At 75.0% G+C, this 12,700-nt stretch carries 10 protein-coding genes; 6 read left to right on the top strand and 4 right to left on the bottom strand.

The annotated features are described in order from the left end of the window. The first annotated feature begins 102 nt into the window (after positions 1 to 102). From ACRYM6_RS10485 to ACRYM6_RS10500, 4 genes are all read left to right on the top strand, one after another. Entirely contained in the window at positions 103 to 480 is a 378-nt protein-coding gene (locus ACRYM6_RS10485; RefSeq protein ID WP_432542811.1) for an ATP-binding protein, read from the top strand. Between the two features lie 58 nt (positions 481 to 538). Next, complete coding sequence (locus ACRYM6_RS10490; RefSeq protein WP_432542812.1) at positions 539 to 2,554, top strand: cytochrome c oxidase assembly protein; 2,016 nt, start codon at positions 539 to 541, stop codon at positions 2,552 to 2,554. A 97-nt stretch (positions 2,555 to 2,651) separates the two neighbouring features. After that, a complete protein-coding gene (locus tag ACRYM6_RS10495; protein ID WP_432542813.1) occupies positions 2,652 to 4,049 on the top strand; it encodes an ATP-dependent 6-phosphofructokinase in 1,398 nt (465 codons plus the stop codon). A gap of 137 nt (positions 4,050 to 4,186) precedes the next feature. Beyond that, positions 4,187 to 6,220 (top strand): calcineurin-like phosphoesterase C-terminal domain-containing protein, encoded by a 2,034-nt coding sequence (locus tag ACRYM6_RS10500; protein ID WP_432542814.1) that lies wholly within the window; start codon positions 4,187 to 4,189, stop codon positions 6,218 to 6,220. A 60-nt stretch (positions 6,221 to 6,280) separates the two neighbouring features. On the opposite strand, the gene ACRYM6_RS10505 is transcribed toward ACRYM6_RS10500, so the two are convergent. Then, positions 6,281 to 8,068: an ABC transporter ATP-binding protein gene (locus tag ACRYM6_RS10505; RefSeq protein ID WP_432542815.1), complete on the bottom strand. Its 1,788-nt coding sequence runs from the start codon at positions 8,066 to 8,068 to the stop codon at positions 6,281 to 6,283. 72 nt (positions 8,069 to 8,140) lie between these two features. On the opposite strand from ACRYM6_RS10505, the gene ACRYM6_RS10510 reads away from it, so the two are divergent. Then, a complete protein-coding gene (locus ACRYM6_RS10510) occupies positions 8,141 to 8,707 on the top strand; it encodes a TetR/AcrR family transcriptional regulator (protein ID WP_432542816.1) in 567 nt (188 codons plus the stop codon). A 9-nt stretch (positions 8,708 to 8,716) separates the two neighbouring features. Here ACRYM6_RS10510 and ACRYM6_RS10515 read toward each other — a convergent pair whose 3' ends face one another. Next, positions 8,717 to 10,453 carry a DNA polymerase gene (locus tag ACRYM6_RS10515; protein ID WP_432542817.1) on the bottom strand — a complete coding sequence of 579 codons (1,737 nt, stop codon included), beginning with the start codon at positions 10,451 to 10,453 and terminating at the stop codon, positions 8,717 to 8,719. A gap of 34 nt (positions 10,454 to 10,487) precedes the next feature. After that, positions 10,488 to 11,243: a DeoR/GlpR family DNA-binding transcription regulator gene (locus ACRYM6_RS10520; RefSeq protein WP_432542818.1), complete on the bottom strand. Its 756-nt coding sequence runs from the start codon at positions 11,241 to 11,243 to the stop codon at positions 10,488 to 10,490. A 63-nt stretch (positions 11,244 to 11,306) separates the two neighbouring features. On the opposite strand from ACRYM6_RS10520, the gene ACRYM6_RS10525 reads away from it, so the two are divergent. Continuing rightward, positions 11,307 to 11,735 (top strand): DUF4406 domain-containing protein, encoded by a 429-nt coding sequence (locus tag ACRYM6_RS10525; protein WP_432542819.1) that lies wholly within the window; start codon positions 11,307 to 11,309, stop codon positions 11,733 to 11,735. On the opposite strand, the gene ACRYM6_RS10530 is transcribed toward ACRYM6_RS10525, so the two are convergent. Continuing rightward, positions 11,639 to 12,691 carry an SDR family NAD(P)-dependent oxidoreductase gene (locus ACRYM6_RS10530; protein WP_432542820.1) on the bottom strand — a complete coding sequence of 351 codons (1,053 nt, stop codon included), beginning with the start codon at positions 12,689 to 12,691 and terminating at the stop codon, positions 11,639 to 11,641. The two genes, ACRYM6_RS10525 and ACRYM6_RS10530, sit on opposite strands and share 97 nt — an antisense overlap. Between the last annotated feature and the right edge of the window lie 9 nt (positions 12,692 to 12,700).

A 12,700-nucleotide genomic window follows, 5' to 3' on the forward strand; every position in this document is an offset into this window, starting at 1 on the left:
CCGTCCGAGGGACGCTGCGTTACGGTGGGTGGTAACCCTACGTATCGGGAGAGTAACGCAGTGTCGTTCAACGGTTGGTCAGGGGAGACGACGCTGGCCCCTGTGCCCACGTCCTCCCGCGCCGCCCGGCACTTCGTCGCCGACTGGTGCATCGCCGAGGGCGTCATCGGCGACGTCGTCGACACCCTCCTGCTGCTCACCGCCGAGGTCGTCACCAACGCCGTCCTGCACGGCCGCAGCGAGGTCGTCCTGCGCGTCGGCCGCCACGGCTCCCGCGTCCGCGTCGGCGTCGGCGACGAGAACACCCGCCTGCCCCTGCGCCGCGAGGCCGACCCCGAAGCCCTCAACGGCCGCGGCATGGCCCTCGTCGAAGCCCTCGCCGACGCCCACGGCGTCGAGGTCGGCACCCTCGGCAAGACCGTCTGGTTCGACGTGGCCACCGCCGCCGGGCCCGTCCGGCCCGTCCGCGCCACCGCCTGAGCCACCGCCCGAGCCACCGCCCGACCTCGCGCCCCGGACGGCGACCTACCCTGGAGCGGTGGCCGCACCTACCCGCACGGCCCGCAGCGCACCCGGCCCGGCAGGCGTGGTCCTCACCGCCTCGGCCGTCCTCCTCGCCGCGCTCGCGGTCCTGCTCACCGCCCTCGCCCTCGCCGGCGGGCTGAACCCCTCCGTCCTCGGCGACCCCGGGCCCCTCGTCCGCTACGGGCTGCCCGTCGCCCGCACCGTCCACGACCTCGCCGCGGCCCTCGCCGTGGGGGGCTTCGCGGTGGCCGCGGCCCTGCTCCCGCACCCCAGCCCGGCCTGGACCCGCGCCACCCGCGCGGCCGCCGTCGCGGCCGGGGTGTGGGCCGTCGCCGGGCTGCTCGTCCTGGTCCTGACGGCCATGGACGTCATCGGCGTCGCCCCCGGCGCCCCCGACTTCGGCGCCCAGTTCGCCCAGTTCGCCCAGTCCATCGACCTCGGGCGCGCCCTGCTCGTCACCACGGTCCTGGCGGCCGTCGCCGCGACCGTCGGCGCCGCCGCGACCCGGCCCGCCGGCGCCGCGTGGGGCCTGGCCGTGGCGGTCGCCGCCCTGCTGCCGCTGTCCCTGTCCGGGCACGCCTCCGGGTCGGCCTCGCACGAGACGGCCGTCAGCTCCCTGGGCCTGCACCTGGTCGGGGTCACCGTCTGGGTCGGCGGCCTCGCGGCCGTCCTGCTGGTCCTGCCGCTGACGGGACGGTCCCCGGGCCCGGTCAAGGGGCAGCGCCCCGTCGACCTCACCACCCTGGCCACCCGGTACTCCGCCGTCGCCCTGGCCTGCTTCGCCCTCGTGGCCCTGTCGGGGGTCGTCAACGCCTCGGTGCGCCTCGGCGGCTGGTCCGGCCTGACCTCCGCGTACGGCGCGCTGGTCGTCGGGAAGGTCGTCGCGCTCGTCGCGCTGGGCGCCTTCGGCGTCTGGCACCGGCGCCGGACCATCCCGCTGCTGGCCCACCGGCCGTGGGCCTTCGCCCGGATCGCCGCCGGCGAGCTGGTCCTCATGGGGGCCGCGACGGGCCTGGGGGTGGCGCTGAGCCGCAGCCCCACGCCCGTCCCCGACGACGACCCCACCTCCTCGGCCGCGGAGGACCTCCTCGGGGAGCCGATGCCCCCGGCGCTCACCGTCGGGCGCTGGTTCACCCAGGTCAGCCCCGACCTGCTGTGGCTGCTGATCGGCGCGCTGCTGCTCGTCGGCTACCTGCTCGGCGTCGCCCGCCTGCGCTCGCGCGGCGACGGCTGGCCCGTGGGCCGGACCCTCTGGTGGGTCGCGGGCTGCCTCGCGCTGCTGTTCGTGACCAGCGGCGGGCCCGCGGCCTACGGGCGGATCAGCTTCAGCACGCACATGCTCCAGCACATGCTGCTGACGATGGCGGTGCCCCCGATGCTCGTCCTCGGGGCGCCGGTGACGCTGGCGCTGCGGACCCTGCCCGCCCGGCGCGACCACTCGCGCGGGGCGCGGGAGTGGCTGCTGGCGGTGGTGCACTCGCGGTACCTGGGCGTCGTGGGTCACCCGCTGGTGGCGGCCGTCCTGTTCGCCGGGTCGCTCATCGTCTTCTACTACTCGCCGCTGTTCGAGCTCGCGCTGCGCACCCACGTGGGGCACGAGCTGATGATGTTCCACTTCCTCGGCACGGGGTACCTGTTCGCGTCCGCGCTCATCGGCGTCGACCCCGGCGGGCACCGGCCCCCGTACCCGCTGCGGCTGATCCTGCTGCTGGCGACGATGGCCTTCCACGCCTTCTTCGGGGTGGCGCTCATCCAGGGCAACGAGCTGCTGGCCGCCGACTGGTTCTCCCAGGTCGCCCCCGGCACCGACCTGCTGGCCGACCAGCAGCGGGGCGGGGACATCGCCTGGGGCATCGGGGAGGTGCCCACCATCGTGCTCATCCTGGGCGTCGCGATCGGGTGGTCCCGCTCGGACACCCGGGAGAACCGCCGCCGCGACCGCAAGGCCGCGCGCGACGGCGACGCGGAGCTGGGGGAGTACAACGCGATGCTCCAGCGCCTGGCCGAGCGCGACGAGCCCCGTCGCTGACCGGCCCCCCACCGGCCACCCCCCGGCGTGATCCGCGTCACGGGGCTGTCCGATGATGGGGGCTCGCCCTCCACCGTCAGGAAAGGACCGCGTGCTCATGGCCGAGCCGACCGACCGTCCCACGAGCCGCGAACCGATCGACTTCACGGTCGAGACGCTGGGCCCGTGCACCGTCGACTCCCCGCTCGCCCCCCGGCTGCAGGCCCGGCGCACCACGCACCACTACATCGACGAGACCGACCGCGTCCTGTTCGACGACACCCTGTCCAAGGTCACCCGGCGGGCGGCGGGGACGAACGGGGAGCTGGAGGAGCTGCCGAGCCTGGAGCCGACCGGCCCGCGCAAGAAGATCTTCTTCGACCCGTCCAAGACGCGCGTGGGGATCGTCACCTGCGGCGGGCTGTGCCCGGGGATCAACAACGTGATCCGCGGGCTGGTCTCGGAGCTGACCACCCACTACGGGGTGCGCCGGATCTACGGCTTCAAGAACGGGTACCAGGGGTTCATCCCCCGCTACGGCCACGACGTCGTCGACCTCACGCCCGAGTCGGTCAGCGGCATCGACGGCGAGGGCGGCACCATCCTGGGCACCTCCCGCGGGCAGCAGGACGCCACCGAGGTCGTCGACTGCCTGGAGCGGATGGGCCTCGGCGTCCTGTTCGTCATCGGCGGCGACGGCACGATGCGCGGGGCGCAGAAGATCGCCGCCGAGATCAAGGCGCGCGACCTGAAGATCGCCGTCGTCGGCATCCCCAAGACGATCGACAACGACATCCCGTTCATCGACCAGAGCTTCGGCTTCCAGTCGGCGTTCAGCGAGGCCTCGCGCTCGATCCGCTCGGCGAAGGTGGAGGCGCGCACCGCGCCCAACGGCGTCAGCGTCGTCAAGCTCATGGGCCGGCACTCCGGCTTCATCGCCTGCTACGCCGCGCTGGCGCAGAACGACGCCGACTTCGTGCTCATCCCCGAGGTGCCGTTCACCCTGGGCGGCCCCGGCGGGTTCCTGGAGCGCCTGCGGGAGAAGGTCGCGACGCAGGGCCACGCGCTGGTGGTGGCCGCCGAGGGGGCCGGGCAGGAGCTGTTCGTCGACAACGGGCTGCAGGACGCCTCGGGCAACAAGAAGCTCCAGGACGTGGGGATCCTGCTGCGGCAGGCGATCGCGGACGACTTCGCCCAGCACGACCTCGAGCTGAACATGCGGTACATCGACCCCAGCTACGTGATCCGCAGCGTCCCGGCGAACCCGTACGACGCGGTGTACTGCATCCGGCTGGCGCACGCGGCCGTGCACGCGGCGATGGCGGGCCGGACGAACATGGTCGTGGGCCGCTGGCGCCGGCGGTTCGTGCACATCCCGATCGGGCTGGCGGTCTCGGCCCGCAACCAGGTCGACCCGCACGGGGACCTGTGGTGGTCGGTGCTGGAGGCGACGGGGCAGCCGTGGTCGTTCGGGGAGTTCTCCGCCGAGCAGGTCACGGCCTTCGGCGGGCAGTAGGCGCGCGGTCGGCGGACGGTCGGCGGGTGGGAGGTCACGCTCGGTGACGTTCTGCTGATCTTCCGGCCGCTGACACCGCGAGTTCACAGAAGGGGCACAGGCTGGGCGCACCCCCACCGAACGAGAGGTGCACTCCCGTGCGAGAACCCAGCACTCGTGTCCGCCGGAACCTCGGCCTCGGCGCGAGCGTCCTGCTCGGCGCCACGTTCCTGTCGCAGGCCTCCACCTCGGCCACGACCGCCGAGCAGGACGAGGCGCCGGCCGCGGCCTACGTCGGTTCCGTCGAGGTCGTCCGCGACGTCGCGGCCACCACCCGGTCCGCCGGGGAGCAGACGCTGCGCGGCAAGGTGTTCGACGACGCCGACCGCGACGGCCGCAGCGCCGGCGACCGCGGTGTCGAGGGCGTCTCGGTCTCCAACGGCCGCGACGTCGTCGTCACCGACGCCGACGGCGACTACGAACTGCCCGTGTTCGAGGGCATGACCGCCTTCGTCACCCAGCCGTCGGGCTGGCAGGTCCCCGTCGACGCCGACGGCGTCGCGCAGTTCTCCTACCACCACCTGCCCGCCGGTTCCCCCGAGCTGCGGTTCGGCGGCCTCGAGCCCACCGGGCCGCTGCCGACGGCCGTCAACTTCCCCATCGCCGAGGGTGACGACGCGGCGCAGGACGACGCGACGCGCTGCGCCGTGCTGGCCGACGTCCAGACCTACAACGGCCGCGAACTGGGTTTCGCCCGCGACGGCCTGCTCGAGGACCTGCTGCAGGAGAAGGACGTCGCCGAGTGCGGCGCGCTCATGCTGGGCGACGTCGCCGGCGACGACCTCGGCCTGTACCCGCGCATCAAGGAGGTCCTGGGGGCGTCGGGGCTGCCGCTGCGCTTCGTGCCCGGCAACCACGACCTCGACCTCGACGCGACCGACGCCGCCCACTCGTTCGACACGTTCAAGCGGGAACTGGGCCCCACCACCTACAGCTACGACGTCGCCGACGTCCACTACGTCGTGCTGAACAACGTGAAGTACCCGTGCACGCCGGAGGACGACACCGACGGGACGCGCCCGCACTGCGCCGACCCGGTGAACGCCCCCAGCTACTCCGGGACCCTCGGCGACGACCAGGTGACGTGGCTGGAGAACGACCTGGCCCGCGTCCCGAAGGACAAGCTCGTCGTGCTGGCCTCGCACATCCCGCTGGTCTCCTTCGCCGACCAGACCTCCACCAAGCACCAGACCGCGGAGGTGAAGAAGGTCTACGCGCTGCTCGAGGGCCGTCCCGCGCTGTCGGTGTCCGGCCACACGCACTCCACCGAGCGCATGAACACCGGCGACAGCTACGCCGGATGGAAGACCGCCGTCGGCGTCGACGAACTGCCGTTCCCGCACGTCGTCGCGGGCGCGCCCAGCGGTGACTGGTACTCCGGCGACCTCGACGTCGACGGCCGCCCGATGGCGCTGCAGCGCGACGGCGCCCGCCCGGGGTACCTGGTGCTCGACGTGGAGGGTTCGGAGTACGTCGACAGCTTCCGCGCCATCGGCGAACCCGACGACAAGCAGATGGCCGTCTCGCTGAACTCCCCGCGCTGGCGCGACTGGTACACGACGATCACCGAGTGGGCCGCGACCCGCGAGGGCTGGGAGCAGGCGCCCCCGCTCAACGTCAACGACCTCGGCGACCCGGGCCTGGTGACCACCGCCGACGTCGCCGCCGACACCTGGCTGTCGGCGAACGTCTGGTACGGCTCGACCGACACCGAGGTGTCGGTGTCGATCGACGGCGGGCAGGCGCAGGCCGCGACCCGCACCCAGCAGGCCGCCGGCGAGGCCGCCAAGACCGGCGCCCAGTACGCCGACCCGGCCGCCGCGACCCGTCAGCTGCAGGTCGCCCGGTTCGGTTTCGAGTCGACCTCCGGGGACGAGGGTTCCCAGGGCTTCGAGCTGTACGCCGGCAGCGACTACGGCCCCGGCCCGGCGCAGCCGGGCAACAACGTCGCCGACCGCGCCACCCACATCTGGCAGTTCCGCCTCCCCAGCGACCTGTCCGAGGGCGTGCACCGCGCCGACGTGACCGCGACCGACTCCTTCGGCCGCGAGTTCACCGAGACCTACGTGTTCGAGGTGCGCGCCGAGCTGCCCGAGCAGAACTTCCGCAGCGAGGTGTTCGAGACGCCCTGACGTCTCCCCGCGGTTCCCCGGGAGCGTGCCCGCCGGTCGTGCTGACCGGCGGGCACGCTCTCAGGCTTTCCCGGCCGGCTCGGGGATCCGCAGCGCCTCGACCAGGCTGCGGTACAGCGGGCTCGTCGACAGCAGGTGCGCGTGCGTCCCGCGCGCCACGACGGCGGCGCCGTCCATGACGACGATGGTGTCGGCGTCCAGGACGGTGGACAGGCGGTGGGCGATGGTCACGACGGCCCGGTGCTCGGCGTACCGGCGGACGGTCTCGTGGATCGCCTGCTCGGTCAGGCCGTCGACCTGCGCGGTGGCCTCGTCGAGCAGGAGGACCTGCGGCTGCGCGAGGAGCGCCCGGGCCAGGGCGATCCGCTGACGCTGGCCGCCGGAGACCGACGCCTCGCTCAGCGGGGTGTCCAGCCCGGCGGGCAGCGAGGCGACGAAGGTGTCGAGCCGGATCTGCCGCAGGACCTCCTCGACGTCGGCGGGGGTCGCGTCGGGGTTGGCGAACAGGAGGTTGTCGCGGATCGTCCCGGGCAGGACGGGGGTCTCCTGCTCGACGTAGGCGAGGTGGCGGCGCACCTGGCGCGGGGTGAGTTCGGCGTAGGGCCGGCCGTCGAGCAGCAGCGACCCGCTCTCGGGTTCCAGGAAGCGCAGCAGGAGCGAGAACACCGTGGTCTTGCCCGCGCCGGAGGGTCCGACGACGGCGGTGTGGCCGCGGCGCGCGATGGTCAGGTCGAGGTCGCGCACGGCGGGTGCAACCCCCGGTGCGTACCGAGCGGTGACGCCGCGGAACTCCAGGACGGCGTCCTCGGCGGCCGTCCTCGCCGGCTCCTCACCGGGCGCGGCGCCGGGCGCGGCGCCGGTGCCGGCGGTGGGTTCGGGTTCCAGGGCCTGCACCTGCTCGATCCGGGCGGCGGCGGCCAGCCCGGACTGCAGGGTGGTGAGGTTCTGGCTCAGCTCCATGACCGGGTTGATGAGGCCGAACGCGTACAGCAGGAAGGCGATGAGGGTCGAGACGGTCAGCTGGCCGTCGGCGACGCGCCATGCTCCGAAACCCAGGACGACGACGATGGCGGCCTGGACGCCGGCCCAGGAGACGGTCCAGACGAGAGCTTCGCGGCGGACGGCGACCACGCTCTGGTCGCGGGACTCGGCGGCGCCGGTGAGCAGCAGGTCGAGCTGTCGGTCCTCGGCGCCGGCGGCCTTGACCGTGCGGATGGCCCGCAGCGAGGCCTCCAGCGATCCGCCGAGGGAGCCCAGAGCGGCCTGCGAGCGTTCCTGGGCGCGGCCGATGGCGGGCATGAGGGTGGCGAACAGGACGACCACGATGCCGATCGCGAGCACGGTCACCAGGACCAGGGGTACGTCGAGCACGGCCATGAGGACGACGGTGCCCACGAGCATGACGGCCCCGTTGAGCAGGCCGATGATGCTGCTGGAGGCGGCCTCGCGCAGCAGCACGGAGTCGGAGGTGACCCGGGTGACCATCTCGCCGGTGGGGCGCTGCAGCAGCGGGACCACGCGCGCCCCCAGGAACCGGCGGAGCATGCCCTCGCGGGCGTCGAGGACGACGTCCTCGGCGAGCTCGCCGAGGAGGGACCACTGCCACCAGCTCACCACGGCACCCACCACGAGCAGCGCGACGAGCAGCGCGACGGGACCGGCCAGGGACCGGCCGGCACCGAGGTTGTCGATGATCCCCTTGGTCGCCAACGGGCTCACCAGGCCGGAGGCGGAGACGGCCAGGCCGAGCGCCAGCGCGAGGACGAGCCGGGGCAGGCGGCCGCGCGCGTAGCGCCACAGCAGCGGCCACCGGGTGCCGGTGGGACGGGGAGGGGGAGGAGTGGACATCCCCTGAGTAGGACATGAATGTCCCATTTCGGTCAACTTGTTCCCACGATCGGACGCTCGTACCCTGTCCGGGTGGCTGAGAAGACTCCGGGGAACCGCGCGCGCCAGCGGACGCGGCGGGCGATCCTGCTGTCCGCCATCACCACGCTGAGGGCCCGCCCGAGCGCCTCCCTGGGTGAGGTGGCCGACGCCGCGGGGGTGGCGCGCAGCACCCTGCACCGCTACTTCCCCGACCGCGAGGCGCTGACCGCGGCCCTGGACGAGTTCGTGCTCGCCGAGCAGGGCGCCGCGGTGGACCGGGCCCGCCCGGACGAGGGCACGGGCCTGGAGGCGTACACCCGCATCGTCGGGGAGCTCCTGGACGCCTCCGAGGTCCTCGCGTGGTGGCTGCACGTCGACGACAGCGAGGACGACGGCCTCGACACCGAGGACGACGCGCGCCTGACGGCGGTCGTGGCGCGCGGTCAGCGCGACGGCAGCATCGACCCCGCGTTCCCGGCGGACTGGCTGATGCACGTGGTCTGGTCGGCGCTGTGGGCCGCCGAGCTCCTCGTCACCCGCGGGTCGACCACCCGGCGCGAGGTCCGCGACACCTGCCTGCGCAGCCTGGTCAAGCTGGCGGCCGCCCCCGCGGCCTGACCGCCGGCGTCACTTCGCCTCCGACCACCGCCGCACGACGCTGACGTCGGCGACGAACCGCACCCCGGACCCGGCGGCCCACCGGCCCGCCGTCTGCTCCAGCGCGCTCACCAGGAGGCCGGCCGCGCGGTCGGCGTCGGCCTCGGGGACGTGCAGCAGCAGCTCGTCGTGCAGGCACAGCACGATCCGCCCGGCGGTCCCGGCCAGCCCGGCGCGGACCGTCGCGGCCCACGCCTTGAACAGCTCCGCCGCGGCGCCCTGGACGACGGCGTTGCGCGCGAACCGGCCGCGCGCGGCCGTCGGGGCGCCGGGCTCGGCGGGGCCGAGGTCGGAGATCCGGACCCGCCGGCCGCCGTACGTGTGCACGTCGCGTCCCTCGCGCCCGGCCTCCTCGGCCGCCCGCAGGTACGCCAGCGCCCGCGGGTAGGCGCGTTCCATGCGGCGCAGCGCCTCCCCGGCCGCGCCGGACGTCTGCCCGTACATCGCGGCGAGGACGGCGATCTTCGCGGTCGGCCGATCGGCGCCCAGGGCCGCGGCGACGGGGGCGTAGAGGTCGTCGTCGCGGGTGGCCGCGACCAGCCCGGGGTCGCCGGAGACCGCGGCCAGGACCCGGGGCTCGACCTGCCCGAGGTCGGCCCGGACCAGGACCGCGCCGGGCTCGGCGGCGACCGCGGGCCGCAGCTCGGCGGGCAGGTTGTGCAGCCCGGCCTGCGCGGTCATCCGGCCCGCGGCGGCGTCGGCCGCCGCCCACGCCCCCCGCAGCCGGCCGTCGGGCCCGACGTGCTCGTCGAGCCAGCGGTACCCGTACGTCGTCGCGAGCCGTTCGGCCTTGCGCCAGGTCAGGAGCGCGGCGACGCCCGGGTGCGCCTCGCGCAGCCCCTCCAGGCGCCACGCGCGGGTGTCCGGGACGTCGAAACCCAGCCCGCGCAGCGCGGCCAGCACCTGCGCGGGGTTGCGCAGGTCGATCGTCCCGAGGTGCCGGTGCACGGGGGCGTCCCGCACGGCCCGGTACCGGGCCTCCTCGGCGGGGGTCGCCGGGCGCGGTCCCACGGCCGCGCCGACGATCCGCTCGGCGGTCGGGCGGTCCAGCGGCAACCCGGTGCGGGACAGCTCGACCGCGAGCAGCGCGGCCGCGGACTCGGCGAACCCCGTCTGCACGGGCAGGGCCGGGCCGCTGGGGGTGACGCGGTGGTCCGGGAGCGCGGCCAGCCGGCTGGTCTGGGCCGCGGCGACCGTCAGGGCCAGCTCGGCCCAGCGGGCGGCCCGGTCGAGCCGCCCGGGCGGGTCGACGTCGAGGGCGCGCCCGTCGGCCCACGTCGGGCGGAGGTCCCCGGCGTCGGTGAGGGGGGCGTCGTCGTCCGCCGCGCCGTCGAGGTCGAGCAGGCCCGTCCCGTGCGAGGCGGCGGGGCGGTGCGACGGCGGCGGGGGAGGGGTCCGCCCGTGGGCGGCGGCCCACACCGCGCCGGGGTCCTCGCGCGCCCCGCCCTCCAGCAGCCGGTGGACGGCGGCCAGGTCGTGGCAGCGGGCCAGGTGGACGGGCCCGGCCCGGCCCACCGCGGAGGCCGCCGACCACCACGTCCACCGCGGTGCGAACTCCGCCTCCAGCGCGGCGAGGACGGTCGCCGGCTCGGCGGTGGGCACGGGCCAGCTCCGGCCGGGGATGGCCAGGCCCAGGCCGCCGGGGACGACCACCAGCCCGAGCTCGGGGACGGCGGGCAGGGCACGGAGGTCGCCCAGGACGGTCACCGGGACAGTCTGGCGGGCGGGTCCGACGGTCGGGTCAGGACGGCAGGAGCCGCATCCCCGCTGCTGCCAGTTCCTGCACGATCGTGCTGTCGGCCGGGACGTCGCTGACGACCCCGGTGACCTGCCCGGGGGTGAAGACGCGGAACCGGGAGACGGCCCCGACCTTCTCCCGGCTGGCGAGCACGTACGTCTCGCCGGCGCGCGCGGACAGCGCGCGCTTCATGGCGGCCTCGTCGGCGTCGCCGGTGGTCAGGCCCTCGTGGGGGTGGACGCCGGTGACGCCGGCGAGGAAGACGTCGGCGGACAGGCCCGCGGCGGCCTCCACCGCCGCCGCCCCGCAGGTCACGACGGAGTGCCGGAACAGGCGCCCGCCGATGAGGTGCACGTCGACGAGCGGTTTCGCCACGAGGGCGACGGCGATCGTCGGGCTGTGGGTGATGACGGTGCAGGGCAACGTGTCCGGCAGGGAGGAGGCGAGGGCGAGCGTCGTGGTGCCGCCGTCGAGGATCACCGTGCTGCCCGGTTCGACCAGGGCGAGGGCGCGGGCCGCGACGCGGGCCTTGCTGCCGGGTTCGAGGTCGGTGCGGGTGCGGTAGTCCGAGGCGGCGGCGGCCACGGGGACGGCGCCGCCGTAGACCCGCACGAGCCGGTCCTGCGCGGCCAGTTCCCGCAGGTCCCGGCGGATCGTGTCCTCGGACGTCCCGAGCTCGTGGGCGAGGTCCTTGGCCAGGACGCGCTTGTCGCGGTCGAGGCGGTCGAGGATCAGCGCGTGGCGTTCGACGGTCAGCACCCGCGGTCCGTCCTTCCTGAATGTTCTTGCACGTTCTTACCTGTTCGTGCCTATTCTACTCGCATGACGACACCGATGATGATCCTGATCGCCGGCCCCTACCGCTCCGGGACCGGCGACGACCCCGTCCTGCTCCAGCGCAACCTCGACCGCCTCGGCGAGGCCGCCTGGCCGCTCTTCCGCGCGGGCCACCTGCCCGTCATCGGGGAGTGGGTCGCCCTGCCCGTCCTGGCCTCGGCCGGGGTGACCTCGGTCGGCGACCCGCTCGCCGAGCAGGTGCTCTACCCCACGGCCGAGCGCCTCATCGAGCGGTGCGACGCCGTCCTGCGCCTGCCCGGCGACTCGCGCGGGGCCGACCAGGACGTGGTCCTCGCCGAGCGGCGCGGCCTGCCGGTCTACCGGGACCTCGCCGACGTGCCGGGCGTCGTGGTGGACGAGGTGGCGGACGACGTGGTGGACGAGGTGGTGGGCGGGGTCGCGACCGCGTCCTGACGCCCCGCCTCCCGGCGGCGGTCCGCCCGCGCAGCGGGCTGGAGGGGAGCCGCCGCCGGGGCGCCGCTCAGCTCGTGCAGCTGGTCCCAGAGCCGGGCGATCCGAGCCGGTCCGGGCCGGGCGGTGTGCGCGTTGGGCTCGTTCGTCACGGGCAGCCCGCGGCGGCCGTCGCGGGGCCCGAGGAGCTCCCCGCCGCGCAGTCCGGGGTCGAGCAGGGCGCGGACCCCGGCCCAGGCGGCGGTGTCCTTGCCCTGGGCCCAGGGGGTGAACGGGTTCCGCCGGCCCTGGGTGCGGGGGTCGAAGACGCCGTCGCGCGCGGGGGTCCGGGCGTCGACGCCGACCCCGGGGAACGTGAGGATCGAGGCGACCGGGGACCCCGCGGCCCGCAGCCGGCGGTCCAGCTCGTGGGCGTAGAGCTCGGTCACGGTCTTGGCCCAGGTGTAGTTGCGGAAGAACCCGCGGTGCGGGGTCGTGACGTCGGTGACGACGGGTTTCCAGCGGCGGACGAAACCCGTGGTGGTGTGCGCGACGCGCCCGCCGTCGCGAGTCAGGGCGGGCAGCAGCGCCACGGTGAGGGCGACGTTGGCGATGACGTGGGTGCCGAGCAGCTCGGGGTGCCCGTCCGCGGTGGTGGTCTGCCGGGCGGTGCTCATGGAGCCGCCGTTCAGCAGGACGCCGTCGAGGCGGTCGAGCCCGGCCAGTTCCCGGCCGGCGCGGCGGACCGAGGCCAGCGAGGCGAGGTCGAGGACCACCGTGGAGACGGTGGCGCCGGGGACCTCGCGCCGGATGGAGGCGGCGGCGCGGTCCAGCCGGGCCCGCGACCGCGCGGCGAGCACGACGTGGGCGCCGGTGGTGGCGAGCTGCTCGGCGGCGAAGTACCCGATGCCGGCGGTGGCGCCGGTGACGGCGTACGTGCGCCCGCGGGCGGTGGGCAGGGTGGTGGGGTCCCAGGTCACGGTCGGCTC

Origin of the sequence: Kineococcus rugosus (assembly GCF_050871975.1) — a bacterium.
In the GTDB taxonomy this organism is placed as follows: Bacteria; Actinomycetota; Actinomycetes; order Actinomycetales; family Kineococcaceae; genus Kineococcus.

Excerpts from the sequence above, each read along its gene's own strand:
- ACRYM6_RS10495 (WP_432542813.1), top strand. The coding sequence starts at position 2,652 with ATGGCCGAGCCGACCGACCGTCCCACGAGCCGCGAACCGATCGACTTC.
- ACRYM6_RS10505 (WP_432542815.1), bottom strand. The coding sequence starts at position 8,068 with ATGTCCACTCCTCCCCCTCCCCGTCCCACCGGCACCCGGTGGCCGCTG.
- ACRYM6_RS10525 (WP_432542819.1), top strand. The coding sequence starts at position 11,307 with ATGACGACACCGATGATGATCCTGATCGCCGGCCCCTACCGCTCCGGG.